Source organism: Paenibacillus sp. FSL L8-0494 (assembly GCF_038003695.1).
Taxonomy (GTDB): domain Bacteria; phylum Bacillota; class Bacilli; order Paenibacillales; family Paenibacillaceae; genus Paenibacillus_AQ; species Paenibacillus_AQ odorifer.
Map to the genome: position 1 here is coordinate 3,902,899 of NZ_JBBOPQ010000001.1, position 21,054 is coordinate 3,923,952.

Consider the following 21,054-nt stretch of genomic DNA (forward strand, 5'->3'; position numbering starts at 1 on the left):
ATGGCGATCCTCGATCGAATAACGGCCGATTCCGGCAGCGGTTGTACGCTGCAGCTACCCAGGCAGGATACCATCCACACGTATTTGAGGAACCTTTCAGCCGGTGAGTTCCCTCTCTGTTCTAACGCTTCTAGGATCGTAAGTCCTTGGTCAATGCTTTTGTCATTTAAATATTGTATTAAATCTATATGAAAATAATATTTCCGTCAAGCGTCGGCTCCAAAAAAAAGCCGCTTCTCCAGCAGGTAAACTGCTTTTGAAACGGCTTCTTAAATTAAAGCCTAGACAAGAACGCTTGAGCCCATCAGATATTTATCCACTTCACGTGCAGCTTCGCGACCTTCGTTGATGGCCCAGACCACCAAACTTTGACCACGACGCATATCGCCAGCAGCAAACACCTTATCCACATTCGTGTTGAACTTGCCGTAACGTGCTTTCACATTGGTACGACGATCGGTCTCCAGTTTAAGCTCCTCAACAATATCTTGCTCTGGTCCATCGAAACCAATAGCGATAAGAGCGAGTTGAGCAGGATATACAGCTTCTGTTCCAGGAACGGGCTGATAGATTTTACGACCTGTCTCATCCACGATCCGGCGGATCTGCACGGTATGAAGCTCCTTCAAGTTCCCCTCTTCATCCCCAACAAATTTAGTGGTCATGATTGAGAATTCACGCGGATCATCACCAAAAATAGCTTTCGCCTCTTCTTGCGCATAATCCAAGCTGTACACATTCGGAAATTGCGGCCAAGGATTAGCAATCGGATCCCGTTGCAGAGGCGCTTTTTCATGTGTACCAAATTGAGTGATACTGCCGCAGCCATGACGAAGTGCTGTGGCAACACAGTCAGAACCTGTATCCCCTCCACCCAAGACGATTACATCTTTACCTTCAGCGGATACATAGTTACCATCCTCCAGATTCGAATTCAAGTAACTCTTGATCGTTCCATTTAAATAATCCATGGCATACATAACGCCCTTAAGCTCACTGCCTTCAATGTTGAAACGGCGTGCTTTAGTAGCTCCACCACACAGAACAACCGCATCATATTCATCAACAAGCTGCTGAGCCGGAATGTCTTTACCGATCTCAGTGTTCACCACGAAGTTAATTCCTTCAGCAGCCAGCAAATCTACACGACGTTGTACAACTTTTTTATCAAGCTTCATAGTAGGTATTCCATATGTCAGCAGTCCGCCAATGCGGTCACTGCGCTCAAATACAGTTACAGTGTGTCCAGCCTTGTTAAGCTGTGCTGCCGCGGCAAGTCCAGCAGGTCCAGAGCCTACAATTGCAATTTTTTTGCCAGTCCGTTTCTCAGGAGGATTAGGTACAACCCAGCCCTCTTCAAAACCCTTATCAACGATCGCAAGTTCAATTGTTTTGATGGTTACCGGCTGTCCGATCAGACCCACTGTGCAAGAGCCTTCACATGGGGCGGGACAAATACTGCCTGTGAATTCAGGAAAGTTGTTTGTCTTATGCAGACGTTCCAGTGCTTCTTTCCAGAGTCCACGATACACCAAGTTATTCCACTCCGGAATTAAATTGTGTACTGGACAACCTGAGGTCCCGCCAGCCATATCAATACCTGTATGGCAATAGGGGGTTCCGCAATCCATACAGCGTGCGCCCTGTGTCCGAAGCTCGTCCTCGGATAAATGATGGTGGAATTCTTCCCAGTCCTTTACCCGCTGCTCAGGATCCCGATCACCTGGGAGCTGCCGTTTATACTCCATAAAACCTGTAGGTGTAGACATGTTTACGTTTCCCCCATCCGTTCTCTTCGTGTTGAAGTATAGTACATTGTAGCATATTGCGGCTTCGTATGGTTGTCAGCAACGCAATGAAGTACCTGCACATTCTATTCTATACCTATACATAATCATTTCTAATTTTAATTATAGTAACATTCATCACTTTTGCACAGTAATGGATAAATCTACTGATTATTTGTACTATTTCACATGTTATGTCAGAGAAAACGTTTTATTGCTATTCCGTACGTTCATAAACAAGGAAACGGTAATCATACGGATTCTTCTCATCACGAATTCCCTTGATATTGGAGACCTCTTTCCACATCCTCCAGTCAATCTCAGGAAACCGGGTATCTCCTTCAAAATCCTGATCGATCTGCGTCAACATTAGCTTGTCAGCATACGGCAGCATCAAGCGATAAATTTCTGCACCACCGATCACCATCAGCTCATCTTCTTTTCTACCCTCGCTGAGAGCCTCTTCAAGCGTGTGTAGAACCACTGCACCTTCAGCTGAATAATCAGTATCCCTAGTTAGAATTAGGCTCGTTCTGCCCTTCAAGGGCTTGCCTCCGAGCGAATCCCATGTTTTGCGGCCCATTAGCATTCTTTTGCCCAATGTTTCTGCTTTGAAATAAGCAAAATCCAGCGGTAAATGCCAAGGCATATCGTTATCTTTTCCTATGACATGATTGGCACCCATTGCCCATATTAAGCTAATACTCATGAAGTTCCCTCCTTCCTTCATACTAAATTAAAAAACTACGCTGCCAGAAATTATATTTGCGAATCTTAATTTATAACAATTACGTTATACTGCGATCGGCGCTTTTATCGAAGGATGCGGATTGTACCCCTCAATGACCAGATCTTCCAGTTCAATATCAAAAATTGATTTCTTCTGTGAATTAATAACCAGGGTAGGCAATGCTCTTAATTCTCTTGATAATTGCTCTTTCACTTGCTCAACATGGTTTGAATAGATATGCGCATCACTAATGCTGTATACAAACTCACCTACTTCTAGACCACATTCATATGCAATTAAATGCGTAAGTAATGAGTAAGATGGAATATTGAAGTTTGCCCCGAGAAAGGAGTCAGCACTGCGTTGCAGCAAGTGGCAGCTTAGTTTACCATTTGCAACATAGAACTGGAACATAACGTGGCAGGGCGGTAACGCAGCTTTACTTCCTTTTGTTCCGGCATTTATAACATCTTCCGGGTTCCATGCGCTCACGATTAAACGCCGAGAATCAGGATTTGTTTTGATCTGATGAATAACGTCTTGTAATTGGTCAATTGATTCACCAGTAGAAGATGTCCAATTCCGCCATTGTTTACCGTAAACATTCCCTAGCTCACCATATTTCGCAGCAAACTCATCATCTTCTAAGACACGATCACAGAATGATTTCATCTCTGCTTGATACACTTGATTAAAATCTTCATCAACTAAACAACGATTCCCGAAGTCTGTCATATCTGGGCCAACATATTCGTCTGATTCAACCCATCTTTTAAAAGCCCATTCATCCCAAATATGATTATTATTTTTCAATAAATAACGAATGTTGGTATCGCCTTTAATAAACCACAATAACTCACTTGCAATTAAGCGAAACGGTGTACGTTTTGTTGTAAACAGCGGGAACCCTTTTGATAAATCAAATCGCATTTGATAACCAAAAACACTAATTGTACCAGTTCCTGTACGATCTTCTTTTTTTACACCATGATCTAAAATATATCGTAAAAAATTCAAATAGGTTTGTTCTAACTCATTCGTCAATGTACTGCACCTCCGTAATATTACACCTCATATATTATATCTGAAAAATCCGAATTTTGTAGAAGGTAAGATAATTTTTAAATATATTTAATAATCGGGTTACATATTCAATTATAAAAGATTGGTTCAGCAAGTGTATCTCTACTCCGCTATCCTAAGCTCCACTCTGGCCCCATAAGCACGAACGTTTGCTTGTCCACCCACAGGAAAGGTAATCATCGGCGATGTATGTCCAAAGTCCACGTCTGCGATCACAGGAATATCAGATAATTCTTCTTTCGAGCGGATAATTGTAGTTAGCAGCTTCTTTGACATACGCGATTCTTTTTGGAATCTGCCGATCACCAACCCTTTAACCTCTTCAAACTCAGGCTGATGAATTAGGGATTGCAGATCTCGATCAAAGGTTGCAGGTGCTGACTCATAATCATCCTCGATGAACAAAATAGAATTCTTTAAACTAGGCATATACTCTGTTCCCTGCAAAAGATTTAAAGTGCATAAATTGCCACCAATAATCGTTCCTTTCGCTTCCCCATCATTGATAATGAATGGACCTTCATTTTTAATAAATATCCGGTTTTCCTGATCCAGATACCACTCATCATCACTCCAATGCTTGGAAGGCTGCACGAGAATTTCTTTATTGTCCATCATCAGCCTGCGGAAATATTCGATGGTATATTCATTATCGTAGAGCATCGCAAATGTGGAAAAATGCGGCCCGGAGTATGTAACTAATCCTGTTTGAGCATAAATCGCATTACTTAGTGCAGTAATATCCGAATAACCACATAAACGCTTTGGATTCCCCGCAATGATTGAATAATCTATATAACGCAGCAGCTGGTTACTATTGAAGCCTCCAATGGTCGTTAATATTCCTTTCACTTTGGGGTCTAAAAAGGCTTCGTGCAAATCCTCAATTCTCGAATCAATAGAAGAGGATACAAAATCATCCGTCTCAAAAGAATTTGTTGAAATGGATATCCGAAAACCTAACCGTTCAAGCTGCTCTTTGGCAATTTTTCTTTGCTGAGCATCGATTAATGACAAACTTCTGGAAGGAGAGATAATACGCAGCTCATCTCCAGGCTTTAATTTATCAGCTCTCATCATTGAACCTCCCTACATTCATGAATTACAGATTAGGTAATTACTCTTCCTTCCAGTATATCTCTTTTCAAAAAAGTGGAAAACACAAAAAAAGGCGGAACGCATTTGCGTCCGCCTTTCTGTTGCCTGCTAGAGCAATTTTGGAGAAAAATTATTTCATTACATGAATTGGGTGACCTTCAACCAATTCAGCAGCTTCCATGACGATTTCGCCAAGGGTTGGATGCGCGTGAATAGTCAAGGCGATATCTTCAAGCGTTGCGCCCATTTCGATTGCTAAACCAAGTTCAGCGATCAAGTTGGATGCTTCGATACCAACGATTTGAGCTCCCAGTACCAAATTGTTCTCGGAGTTAGCAACAATTTTGATGAAGCCCTCTGGGCTGTTCAAAGATACTGCGCGACCATTTCCTGCGAATGGGAATTTGCCGCTTTTCACTTTGTAGCCTTTGTCTTTTGCTTCTTTCTCAGTCAAACCAACGCTTGAGCACTCAGGATCTGTAAATACAACAGCTGGGATGACTTTGTAGTCAACAACAGATGTAAGTCCTGCGATTGCTTCTGCAGCGATTTTACCTTCGTAAGAAGCCTTGTGAGCCAAAGCAAGACCTGGAACAACATCGCCGATAGCGAAGATGGTAGGAATGCTTGTGCGTCCTTGGTGATCAACTTTGATCAATCCGCGCTCGTCGAGCTCAAGACCGATCAGGTCCAGACCAAGTTCACCGTCAGTGTTAGGACGACGACCTACAGTAACAAGCAAGTAATCTGCTGTAACTTCTTTGGACTCGCCACCAACAGAGTATTTCACGGTTACTTCTTTGTCGTTCTGAACAGCACTTTCAGCTTTAGCGTTAGTTACAATTTCGATGCCAGTTTTAGCCATGTTTTTCGCAACAAGACGAGTCATATCTTTATCGAAGCCTGGAAGTACAGTATCCAGACCTTCGATGATTGTTACTTTAGTGCCAAATTTAGAGTACATTTGACCAAGCTCGGCACCGATGTATCCACCACCGATTACGATCATGCTCTTCGGAATTTCTGGAAGTTCCAGAGCTTCAGTCGAAGACAGAATACGTCCGCCGAATGGGAAAGGTTTAAGTTCAATTGGACGGGAACCTGTAGCAATGATGCAGTGTTTGAAGCGGTAACGTGGAGATTCATGATCATTGAACACACGTGCTTCTGTGTCGCTGATAAACATGCACTCGCCGTTAAATACTTCAATTTTGTTGCCCTTCATCAAGCTAGTCACACCGCTAGTCATTTTTTTAACTACGCTGTTCTTGAACTCTTGAGTTTTGGCAAAATCCACTTTAACATTCTCAGCTGTAACGCCGAAAACTTCACCATGCTGTGCAGATTCAAATTGATGTGCAGCAGCGATCAAGGCTTTAGAAGGAATACATCCACGGTTCAAACATACACCGCCGAGTTCCGATTTATCCACGATGAGGACTTTTTGGCCGAGCTGGGCGGCACGAATTGCCGCCACATACCCACCAGGACCTGCACCAATGACCAATGTATCAATATCTAGTGAAGCGTCTCCTACTACCATAATTATACCTCCATAACCAGCAGCTCAGGATTATTGAGCAGCGATTTAATGTAGTTCATAAAGTTTTGAGCAGTCGCACCATCGATAATACGGTGGTCAAAGCTGAGTGACAACGCCATTACTGGAGCAACTACGATTTCACCATTTTTCACAACTGCTTTTTCACTGATACGGCCAGTTCCGAGGATAGCCACTTCAGGGAAGTTGATGATTGGAGTAAAGAACATACCGCCAGCAGAACCGATGTTACTGATGGAGATCGTGCTGCCCTTCATTTCGTTAGCAGACAATTTACCGTCACGGCCACGAACAGCCAAGTCAGTGATGCTGCTAGCGATCATCCAAATGCTCTTACGGTCAGCGTCTTTGATAACTGGAACGATCAAACCGTTTGGTGTATCAGTAGCGATACCGATATTGTAGTATTTCTTGTAGACAATTTCGCCTGCTTCTTCATCAATCATAGCATTAAGTGCTGGGAATTGACGGGAAGCTGCAACAAGAGCCTTAACGATGAATGGAAGGTAAGTAACCTTAACGCCTTTTTTCTCAGCAATAGGTTTCATACGCGTACGGAATGCTACCAGTTCAGTAACATCTACTTCATCCATGATGGTTACGTGCGGAGCAGTGTAAGCCGATTTAACCATTGCGTTGGAGATCGCCTTACGAATACCCTTGAATGGTACACGTTCTTCTTCAAGACTAACGTTACCGCTAGCTGCTGCAGGTGCTGCTTTAGCTTCGGTCTTAGCAGCCTTAGGAGCTTCAGACGCCGCTGCTGCTGCAGGAGCCGCAGGTGTAGAACCACCTTTCAAGAAGGCTTCTACGTCTTCACGAGTGATTTTGCCACCTTTTCCAGTTCCGTTCACTTTGGAAATATCCACTTTTTGCTCACGAGCAAATTTGCGAACGCTTGGTGTAGCCAATACATCGCGGTCAGGAGCTGGTGTTACACTTGCAGATCCGCCTTCTTTAGCATCAGCAGGGCTTGTTGCTGCAGGGGAAGAAGTAGTGTTTGCACTTCCTTTTGCTGCATCAGCTTCAGCAGATGCATGACCTTCTTGTTCAGGAACGTCGCCTTCAGCAGCGATAATAGCAACAACTTCGCCTACGCGGCAAACTTGGCCATCTTTAGTCAGAACTTCCAATACAGTACCATTCACTGGACATGGAACCTCAACTACCGCCTTGTCATTTTGAACTTCCATGATGATGTCATCATCCGTTACCTTGTCACCGGCTTTGATATGCATTTTGATGATTTCACCTTCATGCAGACCTTCACCCAACTCAGGGAAGCGATATTCAAAATTCGATGCTTTGTTAGATGCTGGAGCAGCTGGTGCAGCTGGCGCTTGAGCAGCAGGAGCTTCAGTAGCAGCACCCTCTTGATCAGGCACGTCACCTTCTGCTTCGATAATAGCCACTACTTCACCGACACGGCATACTTGACCGTCTTTAGTCAGAACTTCCAATACAGTACCGTTTACTGGGCAAGGCACCTCAACTACCGCCTTGTCATTTTGAACTTCCATTACGATATCATCATCCGTTACCTTGTCACCGGCTTTGATATGCATTTTGATGATTTCACCTTCATGCAGACCTTCACCTAGTTCAGGAAATCGGTATTCAAACTTTGCCACTTTGAAAACCTCCTCGTGAAATTGGGACTAACCTTATGATTTAAACTTTATAAGATGAAACAACGTTGTCATCCATATGGATGACAACTGTTTCTCGTAAAAATATTTAGAATTCCAAAACTTTCTTCACGCCTGCAATAATACGCGCAGGGTTTGGAAGCCATGTATCTTCAATTTGTGCAAATGGATATACAGTGTCAGGACCTGCGATACGAAGCACAGGAGCTTCTAAGTGCAGTAGAGCTTTTTCATTGATTTGTGCGATAACTTCAGCAGCTACACCCGCACTCTTTTGTGCTTCTTGCACCACGATAGCACGGTTAGTCTTCTTCACAGACGCTACAATAGTGTCGATGTCGATCGGACTTACAGTACGAAGGTCGATAATTTCAACATTAACGCCTTCTTTTTCGAGTTGCTCGGCTGCTTTGGTAGCTGTATGTACCATCAGCCCGTAAGTAATGATCGAAACGTCAGAACCTTCACGTACTACGTTCGCTTTACCAAGTTCAACTGTATATTCACCTTCTGGCACTTCAGCACGGAATGCATGATAAAGGTTCAAGTGCTCCATGAAGAATACAGGGTCATTGTCGCGGATAGACGCGATTAAAAGTCCCTTAGCATCATATGGGTTTGAAGGAATTACAACTTTAATCCCTGGGCTTTGTGCAATCAAACCTTCGAGTGAGTCAGTATGAAGCTCAGCAGCCTTAACTCCGCCACCAAAAGGAGTACGGAATACTACTGGAGCATTATATTTACCGCCAGAACGCCAGCGCAGACGTGCCGCTTGAACAACGATCTGATCCAGAGCTTCAAAGATAAAACCTACGAATTGAATTTCTGCAATTGGGCGGAAGCCTTGTACACCAAGACCAAATGCCAGACCGCCGATAGCGGACTCAGCTAGTGGTGTATCAAAAATACGATCTTCGCCAAATTCCTTTTGCAGACCTTCTGTTACACGGAAAACGCCACCTACATTACCAACATCCTCTCCGAAGATAAGAACGTTAGGGTCACGATTCAGTTCAACGCGCATCGCGTCGCGGATCGCTTCTTTCATATTCATTTGTGCCATTGCCTGATATCCCCCTTATTCAAAATCGGCTTTTTGCTCTTCCAGATGTTTAGGTGTTACTTCGAACATGCTGTCGATCAAGCCAGGTATTGTCATTTTTTCGGTTTGTTCAGCTTTTTTGATCTGCTCGTTAACAGTAGCTTTCGCTTCATCTTTCACGCGCAGTGTATCTTCTTCAGTCCAAAGACCTTTCTTCTCCAAATACTTGGCAAGACGGGCGATTGGATCCTTTTCACTCCACTGTCCTTCTTCTTCTTTCGAACGATATTTACTTGCATCGTCAGAAAGGGAGTGTGGACGGAAACGGTAAGTTACAGCTTCGATCAATGTAGCACCTTCGCCGTTGCGTGCACGTTCAGCAGCATCGCGTACAGCACTGATTACTGCAAAGATGTCCATACCGTCAACCTTAATCCCTGGAATACCAGCTGCAACCGCTTTGTGAGCGATCGATTTGGAAGCCGTTTGTTTAGCGAACGGAGTCGTAATCGCGTAACCATTGTTTTGAACAAAGAAGATTACAGGCAGTTTAAAACGACCAGCAAAGTTCAAGCCTTCGTAGAAGTCACCTTCTGAAGAACCGCCATCACCAGTGTAAGTAATTGCAACACTCTTTTGTTTTTTCAATTTGAAGCCCATAGCAATACCAGTAGCGTGCAGGATTTGCGCACCAATGATAATTTGTGGCATCAATACATTAACACCATCAGGAATAGCTCCACCATGTTGGTGACCACGGGAATATAAGAAAGCTTGGTACAATGGAAGTCCGTGCCATACTAGCTGCGGAATATCACGGTAGCCTGGGCATAAGAAGTCTTCTTTCTCCAAAGCGAACTCACTACCAATCATGGTAGCTTCTTGACCGGATACCGGTGCGTAGAAACCAAGACGACCTTGACGGCCAAGGTTTACTGCACGATCATCCCAAGTACGGGTAAATACCATACGATACATAATTTCTTTCAGTTGATCGTCAGTTAAATCTGGCATCTTATCCTTATTGATAATTTCTCCATCCGGGGAAAGTACCGATAGAGCCTCGACGTCCTCTGTATACACTTCATAAGGAACTTTACTCATTATCTTCACCTCAATAAAAAAATTTGAATATCAGCTGCCTCTGTTATAATATTATTATACACCTGTTTAGTTACTTTCGTCAAAGAAATACTTATAAAATTTATATTTCTTTAAATTTTGTATGTATAACAGGTGAGATAATTTAATATAACAGTTTAACACTTTTCCAACAAGTAAATGATTAATAACACAGTTACACATTTAATAATTTTAGCGTAACCCTGTGTGTATTGCAAAATTCGACAAGAAAGGTGACGTGACAACGATGAGCGATTCTGTTTTTCTGAAACGCACAATTGTAAAAGAAACGCTTTGGAGTGAACATCTGCAGGAGGAACGTAAATTACGTATCTATCTGCCCCCAGGCTACAATGAAGTTCTCAGTTACCCCGTGGTGTACTGCCAAGACGGAGAAGAATTTTTCAACTTTGGACGCATTGCTACACTTGCTGGACAACTTATTATAGAAGAAGATGTCGAGCCCTTCATTATCGTCGGTGTAGAAGTTAACGTCGCTGTTCGGACTCAAGAATACGCTCCGTTCGGCAGCCGATTCAAGCAGTACCTATCTTGCTTTTCCGAAGAGATTATTCCCTTCATTGAAAAAAATTATCCCGTACGCCGTACACCCGAAGAACGAATCTTAGCCGGCGATTCCCTTGGAGGCAGCGTCTCCCTCCATCTCGCACTTGCTTATCCAGCTATCTTCACACGTATCATCAGCCTATCCGGTGCATTCTATCCCGAATCACAAGCCATGCTGGCAAAAGAAGAAGATCTCGCCTGGCTTAACATTAATATGGTCGTCGGACTGCAGGAAACAGATTACCAGACTGATACAGGGACCTATGATTTTGTTCAGATGAACAGAGAAACAAAAGCGTTGCTTGAAGCACGTGGAGCTACCGTATCCTACCGTGAGAAAGACGGTCGTCATCTCTGGGGCTTTTGGCAAAAGGAACTCCCTGAATCTCTACTCTATTTTTTAAACACATAATGCCTTATTGATAGAAGCAAAAAATGAACATCTAAAGAACGTATGTAGATTTCAGCCGTGTTTGCGCTTACAGTTTAATCCAGCGAATTTCCTTAATTTACTTTAATACTAATCAGAGAGGGCTGGAACCCAACCGGGTTACAGCTTTTCTCTTATCACCATTTCAAGCAAAACGTCACAGCCTGCATTGATTAAATCATATACCTGCTCAAAATTCCCTGTAAAATAAGGGTCTGGCACTTCTCTCAATTCTTCCTCAGGCAATAAATCCATGAAGAACAAAAGCTTAGCCTCTTCCCCACCAGGAACCTTTCGAACATTCTCTCCATTAGACTTGTCCATACAAACGATATAATCAAACTTCTGAAAATCCTCGCTACTGACCAAACGCGCTGCCATATTTGCATAACTAATCATGTTTTGATCAAGTATACGTCTAGTCCCTTCATGCGGTTCCTTACCAATATGCCAATCTCCAGTTCCCGCACTGTCAACCAGAATCTTATGTGAAAGCTCTTGTTCATCAATCTTATGGCGCAGAACTGCCTCCGCCATTGGTGAGCGACAAATATTACCCAGACATACAAATAGCACGTTTACGATTTTATTCACCTCCCAATTGTTAAAACATAAGTAAATATGAATTTATGCACATAAAAAATCGCACACTATCATTTTAGCGTTGTCTTGGTCAATTGTGCAACTTTTCAATCTGCATTATACTGGGACAGGATAACCAACTAGAGTTTTAGAGGAGGAATGGATGTTATGCCATCCAAACGTGTCGTTATTTTTGCCGGTGGAGAACTATCTCCGGATTATTTCGCTCTATTAGATGAAGAAGATTTTATTATCGGTGCGGACCGGGGTGCATTATTCCTAATCTCACATGGATATATACCAGATATTGCAGTAGGTGATTTTGATTCTGTATCGCCTGAAGCTTTTCAGGATATTCAATCCAAAAGTAAAAAAACCATCACTTGTGATGCCGTAAACAAGGATTTAACCGACAGTGAGATGGCGCTCGATATTGCGATGAATCAGCAACCTGATTCTATTTTACTATTAGGAGTTACAGGCACTCGAATTGACCACTCCTTAGCCAGCATTCAAATGATGACAAGGGCTCTGCAACGTCAAATCAATTGCTACGTCATGGATTCTAATAACTATGTGACACTTACCGGATCCCAAACAGTCATTGAAGATTTGGGCTACACCTATGTATCTTTGCTTCCATTAACTCCTGAAGTAACAGGGATTACATTAGAAGGATTTCAATATCCTTTGAATGACGCCACTTTAAAGCTAGGCCAATCTCTAGGTGTAAGCAACAAACTGATTTCCTCCACTGGAACAGTTAGAATACGTAGTGGATTATTGCTGATTATCCAGAGCAAAGACTAAATACATAGTGATATAGAAACATCCTTGTAACTTTTGTTTTAAAATCAAAAAGCCGATAAATCCCTTATATATCAAGGGGTTTACGGCTTATTTTATTGTCCAAAATATCAAGTTATTAATTTTTTGTAACTTTTAATGAATTTTTAATAAAACGTTTACAACCCAGGCCCAGCCTCACTTTATTGCTGCTCTACCAAATTTTATGACATAGATAACCTGCTATACTACGAATCAGGCAAGCAAGACAAGACACAGCAAGACAGATTGATATACTAACTTTGGAGGTACTTACAACATGAATAAACAACAATGGATAAAAAAAGCGATTGTCATAGGAATGGTTACTACGATGGGCTTAGGAACAATGATGGCAACAGGCGTAGGCGCAACTAAAGTCGAAGCCGCTACGGTGTCCAAAGGACAAAGCGTTGTCAATTTCGGGAAAAACTATATGGGAACTCCATACAAATTCGGAGCATCTACTTCTACTACTAAGGTTTTTGATTGCTCTTCATTTATGAAACATATCTTTAAAAAGTATAATGTATCATTACCCCGTACAGCTGCAGCTCAATCAAAAGTAGGAACTTCTGTTTCCAAAGCAAACCTTCGTGTGGGCGATCTTGTATTCTTCTCTAGCGGCAGCAGAGCAACTGGTAAAAATGTAACTCACGTAGCTGTTTACGCCGGAAACGGTAAAATTCTGCACACTTACGGTAAACCAGGTGTTACGGTTTCTGATCTTAATTCTGGTACATGGAAAAAGACTTATCTAAAGGCTCGCCGCGTACTGTAAACAACAGCTCTATAGTAGAGTCTTTTCTATAAAAGAGAATAAGTCTCAGGATGTGGTGCTGCCTTCGGGCACCCTCATTACATATCCTGTTCCGCGAACAGTGTGAATTAACTTGTTCCGGTACCCTTTATCAATCTTTAAGCGGATATGCCTGATGTATACATCTACAACATTGGTATCTGCATGGAATTGATATCCCCATACTTGTTTGAGTATTTCCTCGCGGGAACATATAATCCCTCGATTCGCAGCGAGATAATATAGAAGATCGAATTCTTTATGCGTCATCTTAAGCTCGATCCCTTCACGGGTGACCAGCCTGCGGCTGGGATCGAGCATTAAACCATCCACCTTTAACAGATGTTTTAAATTTCGACGCCGACCCGTGAGGGTTAATAAATTTAGAATTCTACATTTGAATTCACCGGTATGTAGTGGTTTTGACATAAAATCATTCCCCCCGGCTAAAAAGGCCGCAACCGCTCCGTTACCCGATAACTCTTCGGAAATCACCATGACCGGAAGAATCATTCCCTCATCTCTTACTGCGGAAATGATTTTCCATCCTTCCCATGTTCCCACCTCGCCTAAATCAGCAAGCAGCAATACCGGTTCTACTTCAGAAATGGATAAGCGAAGATCTTCGGGATCTTCGCTTTTTGTTATTTGCAGACCGATATCATTAAACACTTTTTCTATAGCGATTCGCTCTTCTTCTCCTCTTTCGTTTCCCTCAGACATATACCATATCAGTTGCTCACTCACAAAGATCCCCCGTATCCATCAGACATGCATCAGCATCCCATTAATAGATATAGAATCCCCGGAAAGCAAAGAGACCATTCCTAGGAAATGGTCTGAAGATCAGTTTATCTTGCTTTTTAACCGAAATATCGATGATAAAAGCTACGGGCGGCGGCAATATCCTTCGTCCCATGAATCAATGCCCGGCCATCTGCGAAGATCACCATCCGGTAAGGACCTTCTTTAAAGGAAATTAGATAAGGATTGCTCTCTACCTCACCGTCTCCTAAACGAGACAAGCGGCTGGCTGTTTCCTGCAGGTTAAGGTTCTGCGGCCGGGCAGGGCGGATTTGTACGGTATCCCTACCACAAAGCACATCACTTCGTTCCGTATTCAAGGCTGTTAGATAAGGGTAGATCGGATGAGTCCCACAAGAAGGGCAATTCTCCTTTTTGGCACTTTTCACTCCAATTTCTTGATGTTCATTACGCCATACATCGAAAGTGAGCAGTTTATTTCTTAATTGGTCCTTACGGTTACCGAGAAGCTTTAACGCCTCAGCTGTAGCATTTGCAGTAACCAATTGCACGGCCTGTGGAAGAATACCCGCTGTATCACAGGTATCTCCCCCTAGTGGGACTGTACCTAAAAGACAATGAAGACATGGCGTTTCTCCAGGCAAAATCGTATATGTAATTCCATAGCTTCCTACACAAGCTCCATAAATCCAAGGGATATTATTCTTTTGGGCAATATCATTAATGATGAGACGTGTATCGAAATTATCGGTCCCATCCATAATCAGATCCACCCCTGAGATGAGTCCTTCCAGTTCTTCCTTCCGCACATCCATAACATGCGCTTCTATGACAACCTCAGAATTAATCTGCTGCAGTCTGTTCTGGGCTGCTATGGCTTTCGGAGCTCGCTCCTGTGCATCCATCTCGGTATACAGCTGTTGCCGCTGCAGGTTACTCCACTCTACATAATCGCGATCAACGATAAGGACATGCCCAACACCACAACGGACCAATGTCTCTGCAATCCCTGTACCTAACGCACCCGCACCAACCACAAGCACTTTTGATTTTGCGAGCCCTTGCTGTCCTTCAGTACCAAATGGCGCGAAACGTATCTGTCGTGAGTATCGATCTTCTCGCCCGGCGTAATGAAACATACATTATCTCCTCCCCATATCCAAAAAGCGGAGAACAGCAGGATGTCTGCTATTCTCCGGATTTATGATTATTCTATACTTGTACAGCTGACCACTGCTCAACATCCCAAATTTTCGTAACCCAATCTTCATAGAAATCAGGTTCATGGGATACAAGCAGGACTGTGCCTTTATATTCTTGCAAAGCGCGCTTCAGCTCTGCTTTAGCAATAACGTCAAGGTGATTGGTAGGTTCATCGAACAGTACCCAGTTGCTTTCACGCATCAAAAGCTTACAAAGACGCACCTTCGCTTGCTCCCCACCGCTCAGCATACTAAGCGGACGTGTAATATGTTCATTTTTTAGACCACAGCGAGCCAGATGCCCACGAACTTCGTTCTGAGTTAAACTGGAGAATTCATTCCAGACATCCTCAATAGGCGTAAGACTAGCTGCTTTCACTTCTTGTTGGAAATATGCAGGGTTCAGATAATCCCCAAGATAGGTTTTGCCGCTGTATGTTGGGATCACTCCCAGAATAGTCTTCAGCAGTGTAGATTTACCTACACCATTGCAGCCAACAATAGCAATCTTCTCCCCACGTTCAATGACCATATTTAGCTGTGGCAGCAGCGGACGATCATAACCAATCTCAAAATCAATTCCTTCGAAGACGGTTTTGCCGCTTGCCCGGCTCTCTTTAAACTTAAAGGTCGGCTTAGCAGCTTCTTCAGGACGATCAATTCGGTCCATACGATCAAGCTGCTTCTCACGGCTTTTTGCCCGGCCTGAGGTTGAAGCACGCGCTTTATTCCGTTGGATGAAGTCCTCTTGTTTTTTGATAAAATCTTGTTGTTTCTCATAGGCATCGATATGCTGGTTTTTGTTCATCTCCGCCATATCAAGGAATTTCTCATAGTTCGCCGTGTAACGGGTCAATTTACCGAACTCCAAGTGATAAACGACATTAACGACTTTATTCATGAACTCAGTGTCATGGGAAATCAATATAAATGCATATGGGTACTGTTTCAAATAGTTGGTCAGCCAATCGATATGCTCAACATCCAAATAGTTGGTAGGCTCATCAAGCAATAGTACATTGGGTTTCTCAAGCAAAAGCTTTGCCAGCAGTACTTTGGTTCTTTGACCACCGCTAAGAGAAGCTACATCACGATCAAGCCCAATCACGGACAGGCCTAAACCATTTGCCATTTCCTCCACTTTTACATCAATCAGATAGAAATCTCCGATGTCCAGTTGTTCCTGAATGTCCCCCATCTGCTCCAGTAGTACTTCTAGTTCCTCAGGCGAAGCATCACCCATCTGCTCTGTGATCTTCAGCATTTCCTGCTCTAACTCAAGCAGTGGCAGAAAAGCGTCCTTTAGAACATCGCGAATCGTTTTGCCTGGTGTAAGAATCGTATGTTGGTCCAAATAACCGTAACGCACCCGAGGGGTCCATTCTACTTTACCATTATCCTTCAAAAGCTTTCCTGTCAAAATATTCATTAGCGTCGATTTACCAACGCCATTTGCTCCAACAATTCCAACATGTTCTCCTGGTAACAACCGGAAAGACACGTTCTTGAACAACGTCCGATCCCCAAAATTGTGGGAAACGTCTTCTACAGTAAGTAAACTCATAAATTCTCCGCAAGCTCCTGTCTATACTTAAATAATGCGTAAATCAAATCACGTATAAATATATATTTTATCACACTTTAGCGGAACACTGAATTAAATGTTAGTCCCAATAGCCTATCTTAAGAAAAAACCACGGCGTTTTCCATCGTTTCGTTCGCCCTTAATGTCCCCTAATAGCTCAGCAATTACATCTGCCAACTTCCCTTTTTGTAAAAATGGATCTTGCTGACACGGTAAATTATAAACCCTATCTATACCTAAAGAATTTCGCAACAGTTCAACAGATTGCTGTTCAGCAAGTGGTAAACCCACTCTCCAATCCCGTTCAGGCTGCAGCCCCTTCCTCCTAATCCATAATAAAGTTTCCTCCAGTCGCCAATCTGCGCCAGAAGCAATTAGAATGGGAATATCGCTATGTTTGATTTCTTCCAGCGCTCCATCAAATCCACCCGTGCCCAGATCTAATACCACAAATTGATAAGCCCCTCTCATAAGCTCTGCTACGTCCCCATGGTGAGGTCGCTTCCAGTAATGAACCTTCCTCCAGGAAAATACAGACTCAGAGCTCTCAGCAGGAACTGAAGCACTCTGCACATCAAGCATATTGTGCATGCGATCATAAACCGATGAATCCGGTGATAGATCAACCCAAGCTGTTGAACCGATCTGTGCCAGATAATCACTAATCGCAAATGAAGTATGTGTTGTTCCAAGTCCCGGCCCTACCCCAAGTAAGGCGATCACTTTAGCTTTCCGTTTATCAACTGCTAGGGGTACAGACACTGCTGAATGATTACCTTCATCCATATCAGCCTCCACATGAACCAGTGCTTGAATAACAGCTGTTGCCTCCTGATATCTTTCCTCCGGATGTGGCCGTAATAAACGTCTAATTATCGGAATAAAAGCTGCGGGAACTTGGTCACGCAACTTATTTTCCATTCCTGACTCCCAGTGGCTGCATAATCCTCCGGTAGCCATATATAAAAGCAACGCACCAAGACCATATAAGTCAGAAACCGGTTGACTCTGCCCATTCCCATACTGCTCAGGAGCCGCGAATCCTACCGTACCAAGCTTCACCGTATCTTCAGCGATGCCTTTTCTAAAATTTCGAGCGATTCCGAAGTCGATTAACATTAATTCTTTTTGCTTAGTTAACATAAGATTGGAGGGCTTTAAATCACGATAAACAATGGGCGGATGATGACCATGCAAATATTGCAGGACTTCTAAAAGCTGTTTAGCAATTTGTAGGATGAATTCACAAGGCAAAGGTCCGGGATTATCCCTCATCAGCTGACTTAAAGTTATCCCTTCAATATAATCCATGACTAAATAAGAATACCCTTCTTTATCCGAAAGATAGTAATCAACAATACGTGGAAGCCGCGGGTGATCCAGCCCCATTAGCATCTCCGCTTCCGCTTCAATGTCCGAATACAGCGTTGCTGAGCTAACACTTTCTTTTACAGCCCAACGTTTCCCCTTTAAACGCAGATCCTCCGCAAGATAAACAATACTCATTCCACCTGTTCCAATCTGGTCAATAATTCTGTATCTGGCGTCCATTATCTGCCCTACCCCAAGCTTCGATGCAAAATTCACTGAACTTCCCCCTTTTTCACATAAAAAAAAGAGAAAGCTTCCGCCATTAACGTTGTTACCGCAGATTACGATAACGTTAATAACGGGATGCTTTCCCTTAAGATTTTTAAATTAGGATCTTACCTAGTATTTAATCATATAAAGCGTGATCTCGTCACGATTATGAAACAGCTGCTTAGCCCGCTGAATCTGCATACGTTCGCCCTCAAACATTGCAATGATCTCTTTGATCATCGCTAGAGGTTTCTTATGCATCAGCTTTACGGTCACAATCGCTGTTCCGCCTGGTGACAGGCTGTGCAGCAGCCCGGTTACAAGCTTTGCCATCAGCTTAGGACTCCAGCTCATATCACATACAAGCAGATCAAATTCATTATCGCGGAATTTCACTTCTCCGGCATTTTTGCGCAGGATCTTCAGACCCGGGTAATTACGCAGCGATTCATGCATCAAAGCAGGGTCAACCGCTGTTACCTTCATTCCACGCTCCAGCAAGAAAGAAGTCCAGCCCCCTGGAGAGGCACCAATATCAAGCGCATTACGGAAGCTGTAAAAAGGAATAGCGAACTCCTTCTCCGCTTCCATCAGCTTGAACTTAGCACGTGAGATTTGTCCGTCTTCCTTGCGGAAGCGGATTGCACCGCCATTCCAGCCGGATAGATTCTCTTCTGGTCTGGACACTCCTGCATATAAGGCATTCCCGTCTGCGTAGACAGAAATGACCCATGCCGGATCTTGTACTGTAAATTCTGCACCCAAGCTTTGCAATTGCTCCTGCAGCCATTCACGAAGTTCGCCCGGACTTTCCTGCCAGAAGGAAGGATCCCCTTTACGAACATTTAGGGATACTTTCTCCCCCTCTAGCTCACTGCGGCGGCTTAAATACACAGCCAAACGCTGTAGTGCTTCCATGGTTCCTTCATCCTGAAACTGCACAGGCTGTATATGACGAAGGAAAATGGGCAGATTCTGTGTGAGCAATCGTGATACTTCCTCGGGTTCAGACTGCAAGGTGGCGAGAAAGATTTCTCCCGGCAACAGCAGCGTACTCTTCACTGCGCCGAACAAGCGCCGAAGCTCTTCCTGAGCATATGGCGCAAAGCCGTGATTAGCTGTACAAATATATCGGGAGTACACTATTTCTTCCGGAGCAGTGGTCTGCTCTTCGTTATCATGTCTTAATTCGTTCAAATCGTTTTGCCTCCAGGTCTAATTTTAATCCAGGGACGACCGCTATCCCATTCTACATCAACAGGAATATCATAGGTGGCCAAGATCATTTCTTTGGTTAATACTTCTTCTTTCGGTCCGGAACCAGCTAGCTTACCGTCGCGAATTAAAGCAACATGTGTAAAAAGCGGGACAATTTCTTCCACATGATGAGTTACATAAACAACGGAGACATTACGTTGTCTCAGCTTATCTACTTCAGCCAGCATTTTTTCTCTTTCGTACAGATCAAGACCTGCACAAGGCTCGTCCATAATCAGTAGTTTGGGGTCAGCCATAAGACATCTTGCCAGCATTGCTTTTTTTCGCTCTCCCTGTGACAAGGTTCCAAAAGGATGAAGTGCCATATTGCCCAGATTCATATCCTCTAGCAGGCGGATTGCCTTCTCCTTCACTTCGTGTGGAATGCTCTCGTAGAAACGCAAATAAGCGTAAGCTCCTGTAGCGACAACCTCCCACACCGGATCATTTAAAGACATCTTCTCCATTAAGGAAGGACCAATATAACCAATTTCTTTACGAACCTCGCGTAAATCACATTGACCATATTTATTCCCCAATACCTCAACAGTTCCTTTGCTAGGGAATAAATAACCTGTCATAATCTCCAAAATTGTTGTTTTGCCAGAACCATTCCGTCCCAAAATGACCCAGTTTTCGCCTTCCTTAACTTCTAAGGACACATCGTCCAAGATTAGGCTTTCTTCTCTGCGCAGAGATAAATGTTGTAATGAAATGATCATGATATAACACTCCTTATGTATTCCAGAATCCGCTCAACTGAAACCATTGAATAATAAATATGCGGATCCTCTATCCGGTCAGCAGAAGCCACTAGTAGAGCAGGAACACTGGTAATACGGTATTGTTGTACCAGATTAGGCAACATGTTCACATTTCCAGCAACCATTTGGAGTTCAGCAGGCAACAGATGTGCCGCCACTTCCAACATGCGTTCTGTAGCCTTACAGGTACCACACAGCGGAGTATGCAAAAACACTACCAGCGGTTCTCCCGGTCTCGTGAGTATCTCCAGTAAATCCGCTTCATTCATTTCCTTCATTTTAGTCCCGTCTCCCCAGCGATATCATGAAGCTTATCAGAACTCAGGGGACCATTAAACAAGCGCATCCCCTCAGGTTTAGCTGCGTATAAGATTTCATACATTTCTTTTCTCCCTAAAACGCTGGAGGTGTGTAGATAGATTTCACAGGGGTACAGTCCTTCCAGAACAATCCGTCTAGCCACTTCCCCACCTGAATAATCATCCGGTCCCATATCATAATCTAACGATAAAATACCGACCTCACACTCACGCAGCATCAGAAGACATTCTTCTGTTGTCCGGGCTAAAGCAAATCCAAGCGGACCTTTACGGAGATCGTCCATATAGATATGAATCACTTT

At 43.4% G+C, this 21,054-nt stretch carries 20 protein-coding genes; 3 read left to right on the forward strand and 17 right to left on the reverse strand.

From position 1 onward, the window contains the following. Window positions 1-281 precede the first annotated feature (281 nt). The 8 genes from NYE35_RS17780 to pdhA form a co-directional block, all read right to left on the reverse strand. Window positions 282-1,769 (reverse strand): glutamate synthase subunit beta, encoded by a 1,488-nt coding sequence (locus NYE35_RS17780; protein WP_036687677.1) that lies wholly within the window; start codon window positions 1,767-1,769, stop codon window positions 282-284. 235 nt (window positions 1,770-2,004) lie between these two features. Then, window positions 2,005-2,496, reverse strand: a complete 492-nt coding sequence (locus NYE35_RS17785) for a dihydrofolate reductase (RefSeq protein WP_036687679.1) — start codon at window positions 2,494-2,496, stop codon at window positions 2,005-2,007. Between the two features lie 84 nt (window positions 2,497-2,580). After that, window positions 2,581-3,561, reverse strand: coding sequence for a thymidylate synthase (locus NYE35_RS17790; RefSeq protein ID WP_036687680.1), 981 nt, complete (start codon window positions 3,559-3,561; stop codon window positions 2,581-2,583). A 141-nt stretch (window positions 3,562-3,702) separates the two neighbouring features. Further along, on the reverse strand, window positions 3,703-4,677 hold the full coding sequence (locus tag NYE35_RS17795) for an LD-carboxypeptidase (RefSeq protein ID WP_176462526.1): 975 nt from the start codon (window positions 4,675-4,677) through the stop codon (window positions 3,703-3,705). A 151-nt stretch (window positions 4,678-4,828) separates the two neighbouring features. Beyond that, on the reverse strand, window positions 4,829-6,241 hold the full coding sequence (gene lpdA, locus NYE35_RS17800) for a dihydrolipoyl dehydrogenase (RefSeq protein ID WP_036687684.1): 1,413 nt from the start codon (window positions 6,239-6,241) through the stop codon (window positions 4,829-4,831). Window positions 6,242-6,243: 2 nt separating this feature from the next. Then, entirely contained in the window at window positions 6,244-7,890 is a 1,647-nt protein-coding gene (locus NYE35_RS17805) for a 2-oxo acid dehydrogenase subunit E2 (protein ID WP_076098770.1), read from the reverse strand. 106 nt (window positions 7,891-7,996) lie between these two features. Then, entirely contained in the window at window positions 7,997-8,974 is a 978-nt protein-coding gene (locus tag NYE35_RS17810; RefSeq protein WP_038571553.1) for an alpha-ketoacid dehydrogenase subunit beta, read from the reverse strand. A gap of 15 nt (window positions 8,975-8,989) precedes the next feature. Beyond that, window positions 8,990-10,057, reverse strand: coding sequence for a pyruvate dehydrogenase (acetyl-transferring) E1 component subunit alpha (gene pdhA / locus NYE35_RS17815; protein WP_036687689.1), 1,068 nt, complete (start codon window positions 10,055-10,057; stop codon window positions 8,990-8,992). Window positions 10,058-10,322: 265 nt separating this feature from the next. On the opposite strand from pdhA, the gene NYE35_RS17820 reads away from it, so the two are divergent. Then, entirely contained in the window at window positions 10,323-11,054 is a 732-nt protein-coding gene (locus NYE35_RS17820; RefSeq protein ID WP_036687691.1) for an alpha/beta hydrolase, read from the forward strand. A gap of 138 nt (window positions 11,055-11,192) precedes the next feature. Here the strand turns inward: NYE35_RS17820 and NYE35_RS17825 are convergent, their stop codons facing one another. Continuing rightward, window positions 11,193-11,657 (reverse strand): low molecular weight protein-tyrosine-phosphatase, encoded by a 465-nt coding sequence (locus NYE35_RS17825; RefSeq protein WP_036687823.1) that lies wholly within the window; start codon window positions 11,655-11,657, stop codon window positions 11,193-11,195. Between the two features lie 165 nt (window positions 11,658-11,822). Between NYE35_RS17825 and NYE35_RS17830 the strand changes: the two genes are divergently transcribed. Next, a complete protein-coding gene (locus NYE35_RS17830) occupies window positions 11,823-12,464 on the forward strand; it encodes a thiamine diphosphokinase (RefSeq protein ID WP_036687693.1) in 642 nt (213 codons plus the stop codon). Between the two features lie 295 nt (window positions 12,465-12,759). Next, window positions 12,760-13,260, forward strand: coding sequence for a C40 family peptidase (locus NYE35_RS17835; RefSeq protein WP_036687694.1), 501 nt, complete (start codon window positions 12,760-12,762; stop codon window positions 13,258-13,260). A 45-nt stretch (window positions 13,261-13,305) separates the two neighbouring features. On the opposite strand, the gene NYE35_RS17840 is transcribed toward NYE35_RS17835, so the two are convergent. From NYE35_RS17840 to NYE35_RS17875, 8 genes are all read right to left on the reverse strand, one after another. Beyond that, window positions 13,306-14,025: a winged helix-turn-helix domain-containing protein gene (locus NYE35_RS17840; protein WP_076296515.1), complete on the reverse strand. Its 720-nt coding sequence runs from the start codon at window positions 14,023-14,025 to the stop codon at window positions 13,306-13,308. A gap of 116 nt (window positions 14,026-14,141) precedes the next feature. Further along, window positions 14,142-15,182, reverse strand: coding sequence for a ThiF family adenylyltransferase (locus tag NYE35_RS17845; protein ID WP_341121809.1), 1,041 nt, complete (start codon window positions 15,180-15,182; stop codon window positions 14,142-14,144). A gap of 73 nt (window positions 15,183-15,255) precedes the next feature. Beyond that, window positions 15,256-16,809 (reverse strand): ABC-F family ATP-binding cassette domain-containing protein, encoded by a 1,554-nt coding sequence (locus NYE35_RS17850; protein ID WP_036687697.1) that lies wholly within the window; start codon window positions 16,807-16,809, stop codon window positions 15,256-15,258. 114 nt (window positions 16,810-16,923) lie between these two features. Next, window positions 16,924-18,417, reverse strand: a complete 1,494-nt coding sequence (locus tag NYE35_RS17855) for a serine/threonine-protein kinase (protein ID WP_341121810.1) — start codon at window positions 18,415-18,417, stop codon at window positions 16,924-16,926. Window positions 18,418-18,540: 123 nt separating this feature from the next. Further along, window positions 18,541-19,608, reverse strand: coding sequence for an SAM-dependent methyltransferase (locus tag NYE35_RS17860; protein WP_036687700.1), 1,068 nt, complete (start codon window positions 19,606-19,608; stop codon window positions 18,541-18,543). Next, entirely contained in the window at window positions 19,605-20,390 is a 786-nt protein-coding gene (locus NYE35_RS17865; protein ID WP_282579836.1) for an ABC transporter ATP-binding protein, read from the reverse strand. The genes NYE35_RS17860 and NYE35_RS17865 overlap by 4 nt, the downstream gene beginning before the upstream one ends. Then, complete coding sequence (locus NYE35_RS17870) at window positions 20,387-20,710, reverse strand: thioredoxin family protein (RefSeq protein ID WP_038571558.1); 324 nt, start codon at window positions 20,708-20,710, stop codon at window positions 20,387-20,389. The genes NYE35_RS17865 and NYE35_RS17870 overlap by 4 nt, the downstream gene beginning before the upstream one ends. Next, complete coding sequence (locus NYE35_RS17875; protein ID WP_036687703.1) at window positions 20,707-21,051, reverse strand: cyclic-phosphate processing receiver domain-containing protein; 345 nt, start codon at window positions 21,049-21,051, stop codon at window positions 20,707-20,709. Before NYE35_RS17875 ends, NYE35_RS17870 begins: the two co-directional genes overlap by 4 nt. Window positions 21,052-21,054 lie beyond the last annotated feature (3 nt).

Excerpts from the sequence above, each read along its gene's own strand:
- NYE35_RS17780 (WP_036687677.1), bottom strand. The coding sequence starts at position 1,769 with ATGTCTACACCTACAGGTTTTATGGAGTATAAACGGCAGCTCCCAGGT.
- NYE35_RS17785 (WP_036687679.1), bottom strand. The coding sequence starts at position 2,496 with ATGAGTATTAGCTTAATATGGGCAATGGGTGCCAATCATGTCATAGGA.
- NYE35_RS17795 (WP_176462526.1), bottom strand. The coding sequence starts at position 4,677 with ATGAGAGCTGATAAATTAAAGCCTGGAGATGAGCTGCGTATTATCTCT.
- lpdA (WP_036687684.1), bottom strand. The coding sequence starts at position 6,241 with ATGGTAGTAGGAGACGCTTCACTAGATATTGATACATTGGTCATTGGT.
- NYE35_RS17810 (WP_038571553.1), bottom strand. The coding sequence starts at position 8,974 with ATGGCACAAATGAATATGAAAGAAGCGATCCGCGACGCGATGCGCGTT.
- pdhA (WP_036687689.1), bottom strand. The coding sequence starts at position 10,057 with ATGAGTAAAGTTCCTTATGAAGTGTATACAGAGGACGTCGAGGCTCTA.
- NYE35_RS17820 (WP_036687691.1), top strand. The coding sequence starts at position 10,323 with ATGAGCGATTCTGTTTTTCTGAAACGCACAATTGTAAAAGAAACGCTT.
- NYE35_RS17830 (WP_036687693.1), top strand. The coding sequence starts at position 11,823 with ATGCCATCCAAACGTGTCGTTATTTTTGCCGGTGGAGAACTATCTCCG.
- NYE35_RS17835 (WP_036687694.1), top strand. The coding sequence starts at position 12,760 with ATGAATAAACAACAATGGATAAAAAAAGCGATTGTCATAGGAATGGTT.
- NYE35_RS17845 (WP_341121809.1), bottom strand. The coding sequence starts at position 15,182 with ATGTTTCATTACGCCGGGCGAGAAGATCGATACTCACGACAGATACGT.
- NYE35_RS17850 (WP_036687697.1), bottom strand. The coding sequence starts at position 16,809 with ATGAGTTTACTTACTGTAGAAGACGTTTCCCACAATTTTGGGGATCGG.
- NYE35_RS17865 (WP_282579836.1), bottom strand. The coding sequence starts at position 20,390 with ATGATCATTTCATTACAACATTTATCTCTGCGCAGAGAAGAAAGCCTA.
- NYE35_RS17870 (WP_038571558.1), bottom strand. The coding sequence starts at position 20,710 with ATGAAGGAAATGAATGAAGCGGATTTACTGGAGATACTCACGAGACCG.